Below are 19350 nucleotides of genomic sequence, written 5' to 3' on the forward strand. Positions count from 1 at the left end.
CTGTTGCCAAAGGAGAGCAGAATATGATCAAAGAAAAATATCCAGCCGGAAGCGACAATGTCGGTGTCGAACTCAATGCCTGGTTGTGGCCTGCAGGACTTGGCAGACGCAAGTGGCGAGCTCAGGCTCAGTTGTGTTTCAAGCTGGCAGTTCCCGCCGGCTATGCGGAAGCTGATTGCAGCCGGTCCGCAAGTTATTTCCAGAAAACTTGGTCAGTTGATATGTGGGGAGATTATTCAATCGCGGATGCGGAGTCCTTACGGTCGAATTAGTCAACTGAGGCAGGAGTTCGCGGGTGGCGGGCAGCGGTTGTTCAATGAAGGTTCGCAAGTCTTTGTTATTTATAAAGGATAATTCCCATGATTCCGCGGAAAATCCATTACTGCTGGTTCGGTGGTAAGCCTTTGCCCTTGCAGGCACGTCGTTGCCTGGCTTCGTGGTCCTATTTGTTGCCGGACTATGAGGTCGTGCGTTGGGATGAGCATAGCTTCGACCCATCCAGTCATCCGTTCACTGCGGCGGCTTATCAGGCTGGGCGCTACGCCTTTGTGTCCGATTATGTGCGCATGCTGGCCTTGCAGCAGGGCGGTATCTATATGGATGTGGACGTGGAAGTGTGTGGCCGGTTCGATGCACTTCTGGGGCTCGAGTTGTTCATAGGCTTGGAGGATTGTCAGCGATTTTCCACCTCAGTAATTGGTGTGCAGGCCGGGCATTGGCTGCCGCGCAGCATGCTGTCCTACTATGATGGAGCCGTGTTTGATTGCTCGCGCTTGTCTGCATTGGTCAATGTTAATGAGGTAAGCCGCTTGCTCTTGGCGTGCGGTTTTAGCGGTGAGGGGGGCAGTGAGCAGCTTGGGCTGGAGAGGACCTTGGCGATCGGGGTGTTCGCCGATGCGCAGAATCAGTCGTTGTCCGGAGTGCAGCCGATAGCCAGGCACTTGTATGCAGGTAGTTGGCGGGTGCGCGAGAAGAAAAGCAAACTAAGCAATGCGTGGTACAGGCTGCGCAAGTTGCCGGAGCAATTATCCGCGGTATTTTATCTCTGTGCTTTTCGGTTGGCTATATTGGTGCGCAGGTTGACTGGTTAACGTAATAAGAGGATGTGCCGCTTTGGGGCCGGGGCGGAGTTGCTCATTAGCCTGTGTGTTTGCAGTGGAAGCGTGATGCAAGGCTATTAAGTGACTGGGTGGTCTCTGGTGAGCGCCGAGTTTTTTAGGGTGGTAGCGTGTCGAAGTCAAATTCATGGTTAAAGATTATGAATCTTCTTTGCCGCTATAGTGGAGGGCTATAAGGTTTATGCCAGGCAGGGTGATGAGTATTCTGAAAGACCCATATTGGAAACGTTGGGTTAGGCGGCATGGTTGCAAGTTCAGGGTGGCGCTTAGTGCACTGCCTAGGGACGTATTGGTTAGCTTGGAGCCTGGAGTGTCTATCGCCGATGTTGAAATACAGGCGAAAAAGTTAATCGTTGGGCATAGTACGTATGTCAGGAGTGGCGGTGTGCTGGCTCAGGTCGACTCAATTGGTCGTTACTGCTCCATTGGGATAAACGTAACAGTTGGCCTGGCGCGAGACTTGCACCCCATTCACTGGGTGACTACCCATCCTATTGCTCAGTTTAGTGGGTGCGTGAAGCACCGGGCAGCATCAACGGTTGTGTCGATAGGTCATGATGTATGGGTGGGGCGCGACGCTCTCATCATGTCAGGGGTGAAGGTTGGAACAGGCGCGGTAGTTGCTGCAGGTGCTGTTGTTGTAAAGGATATTCCGCCTTACGCAATTGTCGGTGGCAATCCTGCGCAAATCATCAAGTATCGGTTTAGTGAGGAAATGATTGCCAAGTTGCTCGCGTCGCAATGGTGGGATATTCATTACGATATATTGATTTCGCTTTCGATGGATGACCCTGATAGGTTTCTTGAGTCGCTTAATGGGTTGAGTGGGCAGGGCTGTAACTATCCACGGATCGAGGTTAGTCGTGCGCAATGCCGTTACATTAGCGGATAGTTATGCTCGGTTTTTTGCTCGATTAAGGTGCGTTTCTAGTGTTTCTTGCTTGCAGTTTTCACGGCTTCTGGGTTGTTTGGCTGTATTGAATGTGGTGATGTGATTTTGGCCAGGGCTGGCAGTTCTGCTGCCATTGTGGTTCTCTAGAAATAATGAGTTAAATTTGCTGGATTTTATAATATCCAGATGCTCGTAGTGTCGCGTGTGTTCGATGATCCGGTTGGGGCTTGTTGCGTTAACTGTATATTTTGTAAAGTTTGAGAAGCTTTTTGAACGGGAAGTCAGTGAGCTTCTTCCTGTTAAGATAGCTTTCAAGGTGTTTCAGGTTGCGTTTTGTATGCCATGCACTGAGCGGCAAAACATTGCGCTTCAAGTCGAGGAAGTCTATCAGTCCAAAGCTGTCGTCAGGCAGAAGCAGGATATTTCCGAGATGCAGGGAGCGGAAGTAAATCTTTTTCCTGTGCAGGGTCCTTATAAAGATAGCGAGGCGCGGGAGTAAGTCGTTGAAGGCTTCGGGCGACGCGGTGTACAGGCTCTCCAGCGAAGTACCAGGTAAGGGCCTGTACAGGCAGCCACTCAGGCCCGACTTTGGGTCAAGCCAGAATGTCTCGGTAACGGTCGGCGTCGCTATACCCAAGGCGTTTAATAGATGTGCATTGCGAGCAAAATGCTTGGCAGCCGGCCGCAGGCGAGCTAATAGGGGATGGCGACGGGTGTGAAAAATTTTCAGAAAGTATCCATCGGGCAGCGCGAGCACCTTGGGGCCGCGCGCATCCTTTTCCAGTACCTCACCGCTGCTCAGCCAGCTTTCCAGTTCCTGCGCTGTTACAATCCGCATCTTGTCTCTCTAGCCAGTCGTACGAGGCTCGCCTAATGGCCAACTCCGCACAGCAATCCAGTTTGAAGGTCTACCTGCGATTGCTGAAGTATGTCGTCCCCTATTGGGGCGCTTTCGCCGTTAGCATCATCGGTTTTCTGCTATTTGCCTCAAGTCAGCCGATGCTGGCGCATATGCTCAAGCTGTTTTTGGACGGTTTGCAGAACCCTGAGCACGCTACCTTGCTCGGGGTGCCGATGATCTTTGGCGTGCCGCTGTTGATTGTACTCATTGCGCTCTATCAGGGCATAGGTTCATTTCTGGGCAATTATTACCTGGCCAAGGTGGCCCGCGGCGTGGTTCACGATCTGCGTTGCGCCTTGTTCGACAATCTGCTGACCCTGCCCAACCGCTATTTTGACAGTCACAATTCCGGCCACCTGATCTCGCGCATCACCTATAACGTGACCATGGTCACCGGCGCCGCGACCGATGCGATCAAGGTGGTGATTCGCGAGGGACTGACGGTCGTGTTTCTGTTCGGTTATCTGTTGTACATGAACTGGAAGTTGACCCTGGTGCTGCTCAGCATTCTGCCGGTGATCGGTCTGATGGTGGGGTCGGCAAGCAAGAAGTTCCGCAAGCAAAGCAAGAAGATCCAAGAGGCGATGGGGGATGTCACCCATGTCGCCTCCGAAACCATTCAGGGCTATCGGGTGGTACGCAGTTTCGGCGGTGAAGCCTACGAGCAGCAGCGCTTTCATCGCTCCAGCGCCGACAATATGAACAAGTCGCTGAAAATGACCCGCACTCAAGCGGTCTATACCCCGATGCTGCAGTTGGTGATTTTCAGCGCCATGGCGGTGTTGATGTATCTGGTGCTTTACATGCGCGGCGATGCGTCGGTCGGCGAGTTGGTTGCCTACATCACCGCCGCCGGCTTGCTGCCCAAGCCGATTCGCCAGCTTTCCGAGGTCAGTGCGACTATCCAGAAAGGCCTGGCTGCTGCCGACAGCATCTTCGAGCAGCTCGACGAAGCGCCCGAGGTCGACCACGGCACTGTCGAGCTTGAGCGGGTCAGTGGTCGTCTGGAAGTACGCAATCTTAGCTTCCAGTACCCGGGCGCCGAGAAGCAGGTGCTCAGCGATATTTCCTTCAGCGCCGAGCCCGGGCAGATGATCGCGCTGGTCGGTCGCTCCGGCAGTGGCAAGTCGACCCTGGCCAGCCTGATTCCGCGCTTCTATCACCATGAGAGCGGACAAATTCTGCTCGACGGCGTGGATGTCGAAGACTACAAGTTGCGCAATCTGCGCCGGCATATCGCCCTGGTGACTCAGCAGGTGACCCTGTTCAACGACAGTGTGGCCAATAACATTGCATACGGCGACTTGGTCGATGCGCCGCGTGAGGCAATTGAGCAGGCGGTCGAGGCGGCCTACGCCAAGGAATTCATCGACAAGCTGGCGCAGGGGCTGGACACCGAGGTCGGCGAGAATGGCGTGCTGCTCTCCGGCGGCCAGCGGCAGCGTCTGGCAATTGCCCGGGCACTGCTCAAGGACGCGCCGATTCTGGTGCTGGATGAGGCGACGTCGGCCCTCGATACCGAATCCGAGCGGCATATTCAGGCGGCCCTGGACAGGGTGATGAAGGGGCGTACCACGCTGGTCATTGCCCACCGCTTGTCGACTATCGAGAAAGCCGATCTGATTCTGGTGATGGACCAAGGGCGGATCGTCGAGCGTGGCACCCATACCAGTCTGCTCGAGCAGAATGGTTTCTATGCGCGCTTGCATGCGCTGGGGCTGGATGAAAGCGCGCCATTGGATATCGCCTGATAAACTACGCGCCCGCTACTTGAGGCCATCGGAGTTCACATGAAGTTGTCCATGCCCCGTTTTGACCAGGCCGCCGTATTGGTGGTTGGTGATGTCATGCTCGACCGCTACTGGCATGGCGGCACCTCGCGGATTTCGCCGGAGGCGCCGGTGCCGGTGGTCAAGGTCGAGCAGATCGAAGATCGTCCGGGCGGCGCCGCCAACGTGGCGTTGAACATTGCGGCCCTCGGAGCGCCGGCGCTGTTGGTCGGCGTGACCGGCAGCGACGAAGCCGCCGACAGTCTGGGCGCCAGCCTGGCAGCCGTGGGGGTGACAACCCGCTTTCAGCGCATCGCCAGCCAGCCAACCATCGTCAAATTGCGGGTCATGAGCCGGCATCAGCAGCTGCTGCGCATGGACTTCGAACAGCCTTTCAGTACCGATGCCGCGGCATTGGCGGTCGAGGTCGAGGCGTTGCTCGCCGGGGTCAGGGTGCTGGTGCTGTCCGACTACGGCAAGGGCGCGCTGAAGAATCATCAGGTCCTGATCCAGGCGGCGCTGGCCAAGGGCGTTGTGGTGCTGGCCGACCCCAAGGGCAAGGATTTCTCGATTTATCGAGGTGCTAGCCTGATCACGCCGAACCTCAACGAGTTCGAGACCATCGTCGGCCATTGCGTCGACGAGGCCGAACTGGTGGCCAAGGGCGCCCGAATGATGCGTGAACTGGAGCTGGGCGCGCTGCTGATTACCCGGGGCGAGCACGGCATGACCCTGCTGCGTCCCGAGCATGCGGCGCTGCACCTGCCGGCGCGCGCCCGTGAAGTCTTCGATGTCACCGGTGCCGGCGATACGGTGATCTCGACCCTGGCGGCGTCCCTGGCTGCCGGCGAGGAACTGCCCCAGGCCGTGGCCTTGGCCAACCTGGCCGCCGGTATCGTGGTCGGCAAGCTGGGTACTGCCGCCATCAGTGCGCCGGAACTGCGCCGGGCGATCCAGCGCGAGGCCGGTTCCGAGCGCGGCGTGCTGAGCCCGGATCAGCTGTTGCTGGCCATCGAGGACGCCCGCGCCCATGGCGAGAAGATCGTCTTCACCAACGGTTGTTTCGACATTCTGCATGCCGGCCATGTGGCTTATCTGGAGCAGGCCCGTGCCCAGGGTGACCGCCTGGTGCTGGCGGTCAACGACGACGCCTCGGTCAGTCGCCTGAAAGGCCCCGGTCGACCGATCAATTCGGTGGATCGGCGCATGGCCGTGCTCGCCGGCCTCGGCGCGGTGGATTGGGTGGTGAGCTTCAGCGAAGACACCCCGGAGAATCTGCTGCGCGAGGTCAAGCCGGACGTGCTGGTCAAGGGTGGCGACTACGGCATCGATCAGGTGGTCGGTGCCGACATCGTCAGCGCCTACGGTGGCGAAGTCCGCGTGCTGGGCCTGGTGGAAAACAGCTCGACCACCGCCATCGTCGAGAAAATCCGCAGGACCTGAGTCGAGTGCAGGCCGTTCAGCCCTGCTGGGCGGCATCCAGCTTGGCTGGCGCAGTCGGCGCTCGCGGCTTCGCCGCAGGTTTGGCCGGTGCGGCGCTGAGGCTTTGCTGGCTCAGCCAGTCCTTCCAGCGAATGCGTTCGTCGCGTACCAGCCAGCCATCCTGCGGCGCGAAGCTCTCTGCCAGCCACAGGCCACGGGTGCTGGCGGCCTTCAATACACCTTTTTTGAGTGTCAGCAGTTCGGCGGTTGGCCGTCCTTGATTCAGCGGTATCAGGTACAGGTCCGGTCGGCTGCGGTCGAGGCGGGCGACCAGCTTGCCGTCTTCCAGGCGTTCGTCGACGTGGAACAGGCTGAGCTGCCTGGCCTCTTTGGGTAGCTCCAGACGCAGGTCGTAGACCAGTTGCAATGAGGCCGTGGGCACATGCACATAGGCGCGCGGCCTTTCCAGCAGGGTCAGGTTGGCGGATTGCACCGGCCGCGCCGCGCCGGACAGTGGGCTGAGTTGAAAGTGCAGGGTCTCGCGGTAGCGCAAGGCACCCTGATAGGGCGAGGGTAGCCAGGTTTCGCCAAAGCGACCACTCAGCCAGCCTTCCGGGGTTTCCAGCAGGCACTCTTCGGCGACCTCCTGAATGGCGGTGAGCAGCGGCAGATGGAGTTCGTGGGCGGGCACGTAGCCGGAGATCAACTTGAGTACCACGTCGCCGCGGTCCAGACGCCGTTGGCGCACCAGTATCCAATACTCCCGACCTTGCCAGCTCAGGGTCAGGCGTACCGAAACGCCCAGGTTGGCCAGCTCAACGGCGAAGCGTTGGCTGTCGCTCACCTCGATCACGCGCCGGCGTTCAAGCATCTCGTTGAAGTTCAGGGGGCGGCCCAGGCTGCGGTAGGCGAGGCCATCCGCGCTGGCTTCGACGAACAGGGGCAGGGTCTTGAAGGTGCCGGGGTCTTGGCGGCTAAGCGTGCGCGACATCTCGGCTCCTCTAGGGTTCGGGGCGGGCAGCGCGTCAGGCCGATAGGGTCAGGCCTCGATCGAGCTGCCGGGCGTGGTCGCAGGGGGTGGTTACTTGCGGCTCAAGCTGTTCGAGCATTTACGCGCAGTGCGTCATGGGCGTCAGGCGATATCCTGAATGACCGCCGCCGCAGTCGCGACATTATGGGCCAGGTGTTGCGCGTTGATGGTGCCGACGATCGCGCAGCTCACCGCCGGGTGGGCGAAAATCAGCTCAAAGCTGGCCCGTACCGGATCTTCCCCCGGGGCCAGGCAGGCATGCCCGCTGGCCAGGGCTTTCTTGATCAGGATGCCTTTGCCGTGTTGCTCAGCGTAGTCCAGTACCGGCAGTTCGCCCTGTTCATTGAGGTTATAGGTGACCATCGCGCAGTCGCCTTGCTCGAGAGCCAGCAGGCCGCCCTCGACGGTTTTGCCGGACAGGCCGAAGCCGCAAATCTTGCCTTCACGCTTGAGCTCGGCGAGGGTCTCGTAGACCCCGCTGTCATGCAGGATGGAGAGATCATTGCCATCGGAATGTACCAGCACGAGATCGATGAAGTCGGTTTCCAGGCGCTTGAGGCTGCGTTCCACCGAGACGCGGGTATGGGCCGGGGAGAAGTCGAAACTGGAATGGCCGTTGACGAACTCTTCGCCGACCTTGCTGACGATCACCCACTGTTGGCGTTGGCCGCGCAGTAACGGGCCGAGGCGGCTTTCGCTGCTGCCGTAGGCCGGGGCGGTGTCGATCAGGTTGATCCCCAGGTCATGGGCCTGGGCGAGCAGCTCAAGTACCGCCGCGTCGTCCGGAATGGTGAAGCCGTTGGGGTACTTCACGCCCTGGTCGCGGCCGATCTTCACCGTGCCGAGGCCCAATGGCGAGACTAGCAGCCCGGTCGAACCGAGCGGGCGGTGCAGGTTGTGCAGGGTATGCAAGGCGTGCACTAGAACAATTCCTCCCAGGCTGGGCGCGCTATGGCCGGACGAGGCAGGGCCGGGAGCGGCGCATGGATGGCGGGTTGGATGCCGTCACGGTCGAGCGCCGCCAGTACGCGGTCAGCAAAGTCCGGGGCTAATGCCAGTTTAGTCGGCCAGCCGACCAGGAGCGGCCCTTGCTCGGCAAGAAAGGCGTTGTCCGGGCGCACCAAGCCGGACTGCGCGGGCTCGGCGCGGTCGACGCGCAGGGTTGCCCAGCGCGCGCTGGAGAGATCGACCCAGGGCAGCAGGGCGCCGATTTCCTGCTGCGCGGCCTGGATCTGCGCGGCGGCGTCGCGGGTCACGCCTTGCGCTTCGGCAATGTCGCCGCCGAGGTACCAGACCCACTCGCCATCGGCTGCCGGATGAGTGGTGACGGTGACCCGCGGCTTAGGTCCGCCGCCGAGGCAGTGGGCATACAGCGGTTTCAGGGTCGGCCCCTTGACCAGCACCATATGCAGCGGCCGCAGTTGCTGCGCCGGCTGACTGAGGCCCAGGGCGGCGAGCAGTTCGGCGTTGCCGCGACCGGCGCTGAGCACGATGCGTTGCGCGCGGATCTCGCGGCCGTCGACGATCAGGCCGACCAGCTGACCCTGCTCGTGCAGTGGTGCGATGGACTCGGCGGCCAACAGGCCGTCCGCGGCCAATTCGGCCAGGCGCGCGATCAGGCTGGGCACGTCGAGCACCAGTTCGGCCAGGCGGTAGACCTTGCCCTTGAATTTCGGGTGTTGCAGGGCGGGCGGCAGTTGCTCGCCCTTGACTTGGTCGACGCGGCCGCGCACCGCCTTGCTGGCGAAGAAGCTGGTGATGTTGCCGGCCAGGCTGCCGGGCGACCACAGGTAATGGGCATCGGACAGCAGGCGCACGCCGCTCAGATCCAGCTCGCCGCTGCCAGCCAGCGCTTCGCGCCAGCGTCGCGGCATGTCGGCGATGGCTTCCGAGGCACCGGTGAGGGCGCCGTGCAGGGCGTACTTGGCGCCGCCGTGGATGATGCCTTGCGATTTGACGCTCTGCCCGCCGCCCAGGCTGGCGGTTTCCACCAGCAGGGTGGCAAAACCCTGGCGGCGCAGGCGCGCATTCAGCCAGAGGCCGGCGATACCACCGCCGACGATCAGAATGTCAGTGCTCAGAGCCTGGGACATGCGAGGGCCTCATTGAAGATCAGGCCCGCAGTATAACGGCAAGTGCTGGTGCCGGGCTGCCAGGCACCAGCGCCAGCTCAATGGCCGACGCTGTGCGAGAACAATTGAATCACCACCACGCCGCAGATGATCAGGACCATGCCGAGCATGGCCGGCAGGTCGAGGCGCTGCTGGTAGAGGAGCGCGGCGGCAATGCTCACCAGCACGATGCCCAGGCCTGCCCAGACGGCGTAGGCAACGCCGACCGGAATGGTTTTGACCACCAGGCTGAGCATCCAGAAGGAAAGGGCGTAGCCGACCACCACCAACAGCAGGGGTAGCGGTTTGTTGAAGCCGTCCAGTGCCTTCATCGAGGTGGTCGCAATGACCTCGGCGGTGATGGCGACAGCGAGATAGAGATAGCCGCTCATGGTGTGCCTCCTGTTTGATCTGTCGGCCAGTCTAGTCATTGAGCTGATGGGGTAAAGTGATTACCTATCTGGTTTGGAGATTGGTTATGCAGTGGAGTCTGGAGCAAATCCGCCTGTTCGTCAGTGTGGCCGAGGGCCAGTCGTTTTCTGCCGTGGCCCGGCAGATGAATCGCGCGCAGTCGGCGGTGAGCAATGCCATCGCCCTGTTGGAAGCCGATCTCGGGGTACTGCTGTTCGAGCGCAGCAGTGGCCGCCAGCCACGCCTGACGGCCGCCGGTGGGTCGCTACTGGAAGAAGCGCGCGAGGTGCTGCGCCAGTGCGAACGCCTGCAAGGCCGGGCGCTGGGGCTGGTGCGCGGTGAGGAAGTGTGTCTGCGTCTGGCCCAGGACGAGGCCATGCCCTATCAGCCGGTACTCGACAGCCTCGAGGCCCTGGCCCAAGCCTTTCCGCTGCTGGAGGTGCAACTGGCCAGCGGCGCCCAGGGCGATGTCGCGCGCAAGCTGCTGGAGCGCCGCGCCGACCTCGGGCTGCTGTTTCACCACGAGCAGATGCCTGAAGCCCTGGAGCGCCAGCGACTGGGCACTATCGAGATGGTCACGGTGTGCGGTGCCGGGCATGCACTGGCTGGGACGGGGCATGTCGACCGACGCGAGTTGGCGCGCCACCGGCAATTGCTGATGGCGCCGCAGGACAGTCTCTATCCGGGCGGCGAGCAGATCAGCCCCTCGGTCTGGCGCACCGACAGCTTCTACGCCATGGCCGAGTTGTTGATGCGCAACCTCGGCTGGGCCTGGTTGCCGCGCCATGTGGTGCAGTACCCGACCTATCAGGGTCAATTGGTCGAATTGCGCAGCGACTGGACCCCGCCGCCGCTGGTGGTGGAGTTGGTCTGTCGCCGTGATGAAGCCCCGGGGCCGGCGGCGCTCTGGCTGGCCGACTGTTTTGCCGAGCGCCTGCAAGCCATCGGCTGATTGCCGGCGGCCGCTCTGCTAAGCTGCGCGCCCATGAATAGACACCTCTACACCCTGCTGCTGCATCTCGCTCTGCCCCTGGTCGCCGGGCGTCTGGCCTGGCGCGCGTGGCGCGCACCGGCGTATGCCAAACGCATTGGCGAGCGCTTCGCCCTCGGCTTGCCGCCCCTGCAAACCGGGGGCATCTGGCTGCATGCCGTGTCGGTGGGCGAGAGCATTGCCGCCGCGCCGCTGATTCGCCAGCTGCTGACGCGCTACCCGCAGCTGCCGATCACCATCACCTGCATGACGCCGACCGGCTCCGAGCGGATTCAGGCCATGTTCGCCGGGCCCGACTATGCCGGACGCGTGCAGCACTGCTACCTGCCCTATGACTTGCCGTGGGCTGCGGCGCGCTTTCTCGACCGCGCGCAGCCTCGGCTGGCGGTGGTCATGGAGACCGAGTTGTGGCCCAACCACATCCACCAATGTGCCCGCCGCGGCATTCCCGTGGCCCTGGCCAATGCGCGGCTGTCCGAGCGTTCGGCGCGCGGTTATGCGCGCTTCGCCAAGCTGACCGCGCCGATGCTGGCCGAGTTGAGCCTGATTGCGGTGCAGACCAGCGCCGAGGCCGAGCGCTTTCGCCGTCTGGGTGCCCGGCCCGAGTGCGTCGAGGTGACCGGCTCGATCAAGTTCGATCTGAGAATCGACCCCGCGTTGCTTGTGCGCGCCGCCGAGTTGCGCGAGCAGTGGGGCGCCGTGCAGCGGCCGGTGTGGATCGCCGCCAGCACCCACGCCGGTGAGGATGAGATCGTCCTGGCCGCGCACCGCGTGCTACTCGAGCGGTGGCCCGAGGCCCTGTTGATTCTGGTGCCGCGGCATCCGGAACGCTTCGACTCGGTCTACGAACTGTGCCAGCGCCAAGGCTTCGCCACGCGCCGACGCGCCAGTGGCGAGGTTGTGGCGACGAGCGATCAGGTGTTGCTCGGCGACACCATGGGCGAGTTGCTGTTTCTCTATGCCCTGGCCGATCTGGCTTTCGTCGGTGGCAGCCTGGTGGGCAATGGCGGGCATAACCTGCTGGAGCCGGCGGCGCTGGGCAAGCCGGTACTCAGCGGCCCGCACCTGTTCAATTTTCTCGAGATCGCCGCGCAGTTGCGTGAGGCCGGCGCGCTGCTCGAAGTGGCGGATGCCGGGGGCCTGGCGCACCGGGTCGATCAGCTGTGGCGCGAGCCTGCCCTGGCGCAGGCCATGCGCGAGGCGGGCCAGGCGGTCATGCAGGCCAACCAGGGCGCGCTGGCACGCTTGCTGGCGGGATTGGCGCGCTTGTTCCAGCCCGGAACCTGATGCGCATGGCGCAGCCTGCGCGGTAGGCGCATTTCAGCTGGCTCTGCGCGCCACCACTCAGCCGGCGGTACCCACAAAAAAGCCCGACTCGCGTCGGGCTTTTTGCTGAACAGGACGGCTCAATCCGAGCGACTCAATCCGTGCGACTCAACGTGAGCCGCTCAATAATCCAGAGTGCCGCGCAACTGCGCTTCGGCGGCCTCGGCCAGGTCGGGTGGCAGGAAGTCCTTGTCTGGGTCGTAGTCCGACTTGAGGTATTGCTCGAGGGCTTCCAGGTCGGCCGGGCTCAGGGTGCCAGCGGCCTGCTTGAGGCGCAGGTTGTTGAGAATGTAGTCGTAGCGCGCATCGTTATAGGTGCGCACCGAACTGTACAGTTGGCGCTGGGAATCGAGCACGTCGACGATGTTGCGGGTGCCGACCTGGTAGCCGATTTCCGTGGCCTCCAGGGCGCTCTGGTTGGAGATGATCGACTGTTTGCGCGCCTGCACGGTTTCCACGTCGGTGTTCACCGCGCGGTGCAGGTTGCGGGTGCTTTGCACCACCTGACGGCGCAGGCTTTCGCGCAGCTGCTCGCTCTGGGTCAGGCGCTGGTAGGCCTCGCGCACCTGGGAGCTGGTCAGGCCGCCGCTGTAGAGCGGGATATTCAGCTGCAGGCCGATCGAGCGCTGTTCGGCATCGCTGCTGAAGGTCGTGGGGCTGGCGCCACTATTGGTGAAACCGAGGCTGTCGTTATCGCCTCTCTGGTAGCTGGCTACCGCGTCCAGGGTCGGCGCATGCCCGGCCTTGCGCTGGCGCAGGGTTTCTTCGGCGGCGCTCACCGCATAATTGCTGGCTTGCAGGTTGAGATTTTGCGCGGCGGCGGTATCGACCCAGGCCTTGGCGTCGTTCGGCGTCGGCGCCAGGATCGGCAGGCTATGTTTGATTCCCTCGAGCGCGACATATTCGCGGTTGGTCAGGGTGATCAGTGCCTGGAAGGCATCCTCGACCTGGCGCTGGGCAATGATCCGGTTGGCCCGTGCCGTATCGAAGCCGGCCTGTGCCTCAAGCACGTCGGTCTTGTCCGACAGGCCGACGTCGAAACGTTCGTTGGCCTGATCGAGTTGGCGTTTGAAGGCCGCTTCTTCGGCCTTGGTCGAGGCCAGGGTGTCCTGGGCGCGCAGCACCGCGAAGTAGCTTTCCGCACTCTGCAGGATCAGGCTCTGTTCGATCGCGGACAGTTCCAGCGCGGCCTGCTCGCTACTGTCTTCGGCGGCCTGCAGTTGGAACCAGCGGTCTGCGCGGAACAGTGGCTGGCTGAGGCTGGCTTGGTACACCGTGCCGCTGCGGGAAATCGATTGCGATCCGTTCGAGGTATCCACATCTGTCCGGGTGTCGCTCATGTTGGCACCGGCCGAGAGGTTCGGCAGCAAGCCGGAACGTGCCTGTGGCACCACTTCGCGGCGGGCCTGGTAGTCGGCGCGGGCGGCCGCCAGGTCGGCGTTGTTGTTGGCGGCTTCCTGATAGACCGTGACGAGGTTCGTTTTGGTGGACAGCGGGGCCTGTTCAGCCCAGGCCATGCCAGCGGAAGCAGCAGCCACAGCAAGCGTCAGGGAGAGTCTGCGCAACATGAGGAGATCCTGAATTTGGCGGTAATGGGCAAGGCTAAGGGGCGCTGCCAAGAGGGTCAAGGCATGCTTAATGTGCCTGAGTGTAGTTTGCAACAAGCTATGTTGCCTGTGCGCAACAATCTGCTTGACTGGGAGGGCGTCGTCACTATCCGACGCGCGGGTCAGGCTTTTTTGACTCCCCGGTTGGTTTTATTGCGGTGTCTTGATTAGACTGGCCGGGTTCTTGTCGGGGTGCCCCATTTGCGGGGCTGAGATTGGCAGCTGCCGGATCCCGTTGAACCTGATCAGGTTAAGGCCTGCGTAGGGAACAAGATGGCCTCGCCAGCCCCTCGGCGAGTGCTCTCGGCACCACTGGCGGTGCACTCCGTACGCTCATCCGTCTCAGGTTCGCTCCGACATATCGTCCCAGGAGAGCACCAGCCGATGAGCACACAAGAAAAAAATCTCGACACCAGCAATCTGAGTGATTCTGCTCAGGTCGACCAGCAGTCGATCCAGCCGTTTCCGCGCTCGCAGAAGATCTACGTGCAAGGCTCGCGTGCGGACATCCGCGTGCCGATGCGCGAGATCAGCCTCGACATCACCCCGACCGAGTTCGGTGGCGAGATCAATGCGCCGGTGCTGGTCTATGACACCTCCGGCCCTTACACCGACCCGAACGTCACCATCGATGTGCGCCAGGGCCTGGGCGATGTGCGCTCGGCCTGGATCGACGACCGCGGCGATACTGAACTGCTCGACGGCCTGTCCTCGCACTTCGGCCAGGAGCGCCTGGTCAATCCCGAGCTGACCAAGATGCGCTTCGCCCATGTGCGCAACCCGCGCCGGGCCAAGGCCGGCAAGAACGTCAGCCAGATGCACTACGCGCGTCAGGGCATCATTACCCCGGAGATGGAATACGTCGCCATCCGCGAGAACCTCAAGCTGCAGGAAGCCCGCGCCGCCGGTCTGCTTGACCAGCAGCACGCCGGCCACAGCTTCGGCGCCTCAGTGCCGAAGGAGATCAGCGCCGAGTTCGTCCGCGAGGAAATCGCCCGCGGTCGCGCCATCATTCCCGCCAACATCAACCACACCGAGCTGGAGCCGATGATCATCGGCCGCAACTTCCTGGTGAAGATCAACGGCAACATCGGCAACTCGGCGCTGGGTTCCTCGATCGAGGAAGAAGTGGCCAAGCTGACCTGGGGTATCCGCTGGGGTTCGGACACCGTGATGGACCTGTCCACCGGCAAGCACATCCATGAAACCCGCGAGTGGATCATCCGCAACTCGCCGGTGCCGATCGGTACCGTGCCGATCTACCAGGCGCTGGAGAAGGTCAACGGGGTGGCCGAAGACCTGACCTGGGAGCTGTTCCGCGACACCCTGATCGAGCAGGCCGAGCAGGGCGTGGACTACTTCACCATCCACGCCGGCGTGCTGTTGCGCTACGTGCCGCTGACTGCCAAGCGCGTCACCGGTATCGTCAGCCGCGGCGGCTCGATCATGGCCAAGTGGTGCCTGGCGCATCACCAGGAGAATTTCCTCTACACCCACTTCGACGACATCTGCCAGATCATGAAGGCCTACGACGTCAGCTTCTCGCTGGGCGATGGCCTGCGTCCGGGTTCGATTGCCGACGCCAACGACGCGGCGCAGTTCGGCGAACTGGAAACCCTCGGCGAGCTGACCAAGATCGCCTGGAAGCACGACGTGCAGTGCATGATCGAAGGCCCCGGTCACGTGCCGATGCAGCTGATCAAGGAGAACATGGACAAGCAGCTGGAGTGCTGCGACGAGGCGCCGTTCTACACCCTCGGCCCGCTGACCACCGACATCGCGCCGGGCTACGACCACATCACCAGCGGCATCGGTGCGGCGATGATCGGCTGGTTCGGCTGCGCCATGCTCTGCTACGTCACGCCCAAGGAACACCTGGGCCTGCCGAACAAGGATGACGTCAAGACCGGGATCATCACCTACAAGATCGCCGCCCACGCCGCCGACCTGGCCAAGGGTCATCCGGGAGCGCAGATTCGTGACAACGCCTTGTCCAAGGCGCGTTTCGAGTTCCGCTGGGAAGACCAGTTCAACCTCGGCCTGGACCCGGATACCGCGCGCAGCTACCACGACGAGACCCTGCCCAAGGATTCGGCCAAGGTCGCGCACTTCTGCTCCATGTGCGGACCGAAGTTCTGCTCGATGAAGATCACCCAGGAAGTGCGCGACTACGCCAAGGTCAATGGCCTGACCGACGAGCAGAAGGCCATCGAGGCTGGCTTCAAGGAGCAGTCCGGGCGCTTCAAGGACGAAGGCTCGGTGATCTACAAGCAGGTCTGACCGCGTTGCCCGACGCCAGGAGCAAGCTTGCTCCTGGCGTTCCCTATTCAGCTCTTTGAGACCTTGCCCCTAGTGAACACCCCCAGTAGTTACTCACCGCATGTGCCGGTCTCGACCGCTCAGCGGGTGTTTGGCGCGCGCGACATGTTTTCCCTGTGGTTTTCCCTCGGGATCGGCCTGATGGTGCTGCAGCTTGGCGCCTTGCTGGCGCCGGGCCTGGGCCTGAGCGGCGCGTTGCTGGCAATCGCCTGTGGCACCGCCGTCGGTGTGCTGTTGTTGGGTGCGGTCGCGGTAATCGGCAGCGATACCGGGCTGTCGTCCATGGCGGCACTGAAGCTCAGCCTGGGCAGCAAGGGGGCCGTGGTGCCGGCGGTGCTCAACCTATTGCAGCTGGTCGGTTGGGGTGCATTCGAGATCATCGTCATGCGCGATGCTGCCAGCGTGTTGGCGGTGCGGGCCTTCGGCGAGGGCAGCCTGTGGAACAGTCCAGGCCTGTGGACCTTGTTGTTTGGCGCGCTGGCGACGCTGCTGGCGGTAGCCGGCCCGCTGACCTTCGTGCGCCGGATCCTGCGCAAATGGGGGATCTGGTTGCTGCTCGGTGCCTGCCTCTGGTTGACCTGGAACCTGTTCGACAAGGCCGATCTCGCGGTGTTGTGGGCGCGCCGCGGTGATGGTTCGATGCCGTTCGCCCTGGGCTTCGACATTGCGATTGCCATGCCGCTGTCCTGGCTGCCGCTGATTGCCGACTACTCGCGCTTCGGCAAGGCGGCCGGCCGGGTGTTCGGCGGCACCGCGCTGGGCTTCTTCGTCGGCAACTTCTGGCTGATGAGTCTGGGCGTGGCCTACACCCTGGCCTTTGCCGACAATGGCGAAGTCAACGCCTTGCTGTTGGCCCTGGCGGGCGCCGGTTTGGGTATTCCGTTGCTGCTGATCCTGCTCGACGAGTCGGAGAACGCCTTTGCCGACATCCATTCGGCAGCGGTATCCGTCGGTATTCTGTTGCCGTTCAAGGTCGAACTGCTGGCGTTGGCGATTGGTGCGCTGTGCACCCTGATCGCCTGGTTCGCACCGCTGGCCGAGTACCAGAACTTCCTGTTGCTGATTGGCTCGGTGTTCGCCCCGCTGTTCGGCGTGGTGCTGGTCGATCATTTCATCCTGCGCCGTCGCCGGGCAGAGCTGGCGCCGCGCCTGGCGTTGCGCTGGGATACGCTGCTGGCCTGGGCTTGCGGCGCGAGCATCTATCACGTGCTGGCGAATTTCTGGCCCGATATCGGGGCGACCCTGCCGGCGTTGTTGCTGGCCGGGGGGCTGCAGTTGCTCTTCGCTGCCTTCAGTCGCCGGCAGGAAAGTATTGCGGTTTGAGGATTCCCTGGAGCTGGCTGTAGGGAATCGTCAGCTGCGGATGGCCGCTGGAGTAGGGCGCAATGCTGTAGACGTTGTATTTCAGCAGCATTGCGGCCTGGCCAAGGGCAACGTTCTCGGTGTGCTCGAACGGCCAGTTGCGGCTGTACTCGGGGTCCTGGTCCAGTTGGTTGGCGGCCAGCCAGCGCTGGTGGGCCTGGCTGGCAAGGTTCCAGAATGCGGTTGTCTGCCCGGGCACTAGCATGTCCTGCAGGCTCAGGGCCTGTTGCCGGGTGCGGTCGTAGTTGATGAAGCCGCGCCCGGGCATGCCGTGTGCCCCGCCCGTGGACAGGTAGCTGGACAATTCGATGACCACCAGTTGGTCATGTTGTTCGCGCACCTTGGCTTGCAGGTAGGTATTCCAGCCGCGCTTGGCGCCGTGCAGAAAGTCCGATTCGTAGGATTGCAGCGAAGCGGGCAGGGGCGCGTCCGGCGAATCATTGGTCATCTGCAGCAGGCGCTGTTCGATCAATGCGCTGAGTGGCGGTTCGTCGGGAAAAATCAGGGTGTCAATGTTGACCAGCGGGCAGGCCTGGCCCTGGCAGTCGGGCTGAATGTGCTCCCAGGCGACACGCTGCACCGGCAGTGGGTCAGTGCCTGGCAGCAGGCTCTGACAGGCGCTTAGCAGGAGGCAAAGACTGAGGGTGACGAGTTTTTTTCGTGCAAACATTGAGTTCTGCGCCAGACGGAGAGAGGGTAGGGTCGCGGGGTTGGACTGCCGGTTGTCCCAGTGGTTCGCCAGGGTAACCCGTCGCGGAGCGCTGCATGATCCCAGCCAGCGCCTAATCTGCAAAGAGGCTGCGCAAGGCTGGATGCAGGGGTAGGATGCGCGAAAGCCCAGATTATCGGATTGAGTGAGACGTGGATGACCGACACCTTTAAACCCGGCCCGGATGCGGTGCAGATTATCGAGCGAGAAGCCTGTTTCCGCGGGTTTTACAGCCTCGATCGCCTGCGTCTGCGCCATCTGCAGTTTTCTGGCGAAATGGGGCCGCCCCTCAGTCGTGAGCTGTTTATCCGCCACGATGCCGTATGCGTGTTGCCCTATGACCCGCAGCGCGATGAGGTGGTGCTGATCGAACAGTTCCGTGTCGGCGCCATGGGCAAATCCGCCAGCCCCTGGCTGCTGGAATTGGTCGCGGGGCTGATCGATACTGATGAGCAGCCGGAAGAAGTGGCGCTGCGCGAGGCGGTGGAGGAGGCCGACCTGGCCCTGACCTCGCTGTGGCCGATTAGCGAATACTTTCCTTCGCCCGGTGGTTCGGACGAGCGTGTCTACCTCTACCTCGGGCGTTGCACTAGCGTGGGGGCCGGGGGCGTGCATGGTCTGGCCGAGGAGGGTGAGGACATTCGGGTGCATGTCCTGCCACTGGAAGATGCCCTGGACGCGGTCAAGGATGGGCGAATCAACAATGCGGCGAGCATCATCGCCTTGCAGTGGCTGGCGCTAAACCGCGCCGAAGTTAGGGGGTTATGGTCGTGAACCTGCTGCGTGAGCGCTACCGGGTCGATTTGATCGAGCTGCAGGCGAGCTGTGAAGCCAACTACGCACGCTTGATGCGCCTGCTGCCGGACATGCGCGTGGCATCCTGTGCGCGGCGGGTCGCCCTGAGTCAGGGCGAGCACCTGCTCGGCGTGCTGACCCTGGAAGTGCTGGAAACCTGCCCCTATACCTCGACCGTACGGGTGCGCCAGGAGCACAGCCTGCCCTGGTTGCCGGTGCCGCAACTGGAAGTGCGGGTGTACCACGATGCGCGCATGGCCGAGGTGATTGGCGCCCAGAACGCCCGGCGTTTTCGCAGCATCTACCCCTATCCGAATGCCGCCATGCATCAGCCGGATGAAAAGTCCCAGCTCAACCTGTTTCTCGGTGAGTGGCTGAGTCATTGCCTAGCCTGTGGCCATGAGCTGGAACCGGTGTTTTAACGCTGCGGCAAGCACTAACAGACCGTTGAAAAATGTAGGCGAGGCGGGCAAGACCAGAACCAGGTGTCCCCGCAAAAAAAGCCGAGTCCGTCTTTAACCCAGTATTGCCAGCGCAGTTAGCTTTACAGCGGCCTGCTCAGGCACAAGCTTAATCAACAACCTGAT

At 62.2% G+C, this 19350-nt stretch carries 18 protein-coding genes and 1 riboswitch; of the genes, 11 read left to right on the top strand and 7 right to left on the bottom strand.

The genetic code is table 11. From position 1 onward, the window contains the following. Positions 1-23 precede the first annotated feature (23 nt). The 3 genes from PH586_RS00780 (at position 24) to PH586_RS00790 (ending at position 2010) form a co-directional block, all read left to right on the top strand. On the top strand, positions 24-272 hold the full coding sequence (locus tag PH586_RS00780; protein WP_271345868.1) for a hypothetical protein: 249 nt from the start codon (positions 24-26) through the stop codon (positions 270-272). Positions 273-359: 87 nt separating this feature from the next. Further along, positions 360-1091, top strand: a complete 732-nt coding sequence (locus PH586_RS00785; RefSeq protein ID WP_271345869.1) for a glycosyltransferase family 32 protein — start codon at positions 360-362, stop codon at positions 1089-1091. A gap of 337 nt (positions 1092-1428) precedes the next feature. Beyond that, positions 1429-2010: a CatB-related O-acetyltransferase gene (locus tag PH586_RS00790; protein WP_271345870.1), complete on the top strand. Its 582-nt coding sequence runs from the start codon at positions 1429-1431 to the stop codon at positions 2008-2010. 235 nt (positions 2011-2245) lie between these two features. On the opposite strand, the gene PH586_RS00795 is transcribed toward PH586_RS00790, so the two are convergent. Further along, positions 2246-2848 (bottom strand): lipopolysaccharide kinase InaA family protein, encoded by a 603-nt coding sequence (locus PH586_RS00795; protein WP_271345871.1) that lies wholly within the window; start codon positions 2846-2848, stop codon positions 2246-2248. Between the two features lie 35 nt (positions 2849-2883). Between PH586_RS00795 and msbA the strand changes: the two genes are divergently transcribed. Beyond that, positions 2884-4662, top strand: a complete 1779-nt coding sequence (gene msbA, locus PH586_RS00800; RefSeq protein WP_271345872.1) for a lipid A export permease/ATP-binding protein MsbA — start codon at positions 2884-2886, stop codon at positions 4660-4662. Positions 4663-4701: 39 nt separating this feature from the next. Continuing rightward, the gene (hldE, locus tag PH586_RS00805; protein ID WP_271345873.1) at positions 4702-6123 is read left to right on the top strand and encodes a bifunctional D-glycero-beta-D-manno-heptose-7-phosphate kinase/D-glycero-beta-D-manno-heptose 1-phosphate adenylyltransferase HldE; all 1422 of its coding nucleotides are present in this window, start codon (positions 4702-4704) and stop codon (positions 6121-6123) included. A gap of 16 nt (positions 6124-6139) precedes the next feature. On the opposite strand, the gene PH586_RS00810 is transcribed toward hldE, so the two are convergent. The 4 genes from PH586_RS00810 to PH586_RS00825 form a co-directional block, all read right to left on the bottom strand. Further along, entirely contained in the window at positions 6140-7093 is a 954-nt protein-coding gene (locus PH586_RS00810; protein ID WP_271345874.1) for a metal ABC transporter ATPase, read from the bottom strand. Between the two features lie 141 nt (positions 7094-7234). Continuing rightward, positions 7235-8044: an aldo/keto reductase gene (locus PH586_RS00815; protein WP_271346436.1), complete on the bottom strand. Its 810-nt coding sequence runs from the start codon at positions 8042-8044 to the stop codon at positions 7235-7237. An 8-nt stretch (positions 8045-8052) separates the two neighbouring features. Then, positions 8053-9225 (bottom strand): FAD-dependent oxidoreductase, encoded by a 1173-nt coding sequence (locus tag PH586_RS00820; RefSeq protein ID WP_271345875.1) that lies wholly within the window; start codon positions 9223-9225, stop codon positions 8053-8055. 77 nt (positions 9226-9302) lie between these two features. Next, the gene (locus tag PH586_RS00825; RefSeq protein ID WP_271345876.1) at positions 9303-9635 is read right to left on the bottom strand and encodes a DMT family transporter; all 333 of its coding nucleotides are present in this window, start codon (positions 9633-9635) and stop codon (positions 9303-9305) included. An 86-nt stretch (positions 9636-9721) separates the two neighbouring features. Between PH586_RS00825 and PH586_RS00830 the strand changes: the two genes are divergently transcribed. Both PH586_RS00830 and waaA read left to right on the top strand, forming a co-directional pair. Next, on the top strand, positions 9722-10606 hold the full coding sequence (locus tag PH586_RS00830) for a LysR family transcriptional regulator (RefSeq protein WP_271345877.1): 885 nt from the start codon (positions 9722-9724) through the stop codon (positions 10604-10606). A 33-nt stretch (positions 10607-10639) separates the two neighbouring features. Further along, entirely contained in the window at positions 10640-11932 is a 1293-nt protein-coding gene (gene waaA / locus PH586_RS00835; RefSeq protein WP_271345878.1) for a lipid IV(A) 3-deoxy-D-manno-octulosonic acid transferase, read from the top strand. 161 nt (positions 11933-12093) lie between these two features. Here waaA and PH586_RS00840 read toward each other — a convergent pair whose 3' ends face one another. Continuing rightward, positions 12094-13539: a TolC family outer membrane protein gene (locus PH586_RS00840; RefSeq protein ID WP_271345879.1), complete on the bottom strand. Its 1446-nt coding sequence runs from the start codon at positions 13537-13539 to the stop codon at positions 12094-12096. 217 nt (positions 13540-13756) lie between these two features. After that, positions 13757-13863: riboswitch (TPP riboswitch) on the top strand. 99 nt (positions 13864-13962) lie between these two features. Between PH586_RS00840 and thiC the strand changes: the two genes are divergently transcribed. Together thiC and cytX are read left to right on the top strand one after the other, a co-directional pair. After that, positions 13963-15858 (top strand): phosphomethylpyrimidine synthase ThiC, encoded by a 1896-nt coding sequence (thiC, locus tag PH586_RS00845; RefSeq protein ID WP_271345881.1) that lies wholly within the window; start codon positions 13963-13965, stop codon positions 15856-15858. A 72-nt stretch (positions 15859-15930) separates the two neighbouring features. After that, entirely contained in the window at positions 15931-17220 is a 1290-nt protein-coding gene (gene cytX, locus PH586_RS00850; protein WP_271345882.1) for a putative hydroxymethylpyrimidine transporter CytX, read from the top strand. Here the strand turns inward: cytX and PH586_RS00855 are convergent. Then, complete coding sequence (locus PH586_RS00855; RefSeq protein ID WP_271345883.1) at positions 17189-17929, bottom strand: RsiV family protein; 741 nt, start codon at positions 17927-17929, stop codon at positions 17189-17191. The genes cytX and PH586_RS00855 overlap by 32 nt on opposite strands. Before the next feature lie 195 nt (positions 17930-18124). On the opposite strand from PH586_RS00855, the gene PH586_RS00860 reads away from it, so the two are divergent. Both PH586_RS00860 and PH586_RS00865 read left to right on the top strand, forming a co-directional pair. Further along, a complete protein-coding gene (locus tag PH586_RS00860) occupies positions 18125-18742 on the top strand; it encodes an NUDIX domain-containing protein (RefSeq protein ID WP_271345884.1) in 618 nt (205 codons plus the stop codon). Beyond that, positions 18733-19185: a DUF1249 domain-containing protein gene (locus tag PH586_RS00865; protein ID WP_271345885.1), complete on the top strand. Its 453-nt coding sequence runs from the start codon at positions 18733-18735 to the stop codon at positions 19183-19185. Before PH586_RS00860 ends, PH586_RS00865 begins: the two co-directional genes overlap by 10 nt. Positions 19186-19350: the final 165 nt, after the last annotated feature.

The sequence above is a fragment of the Pseudomonas aestuarii genome, assembly GCF_027988105.1.
GTDB lineage: Bacteria > Pseudomonadota > Gammaproteobacteria > Pseudomonadales > Pseudomonadaceae > Aquipseudomonas > Aquipseudomonas aestuarii.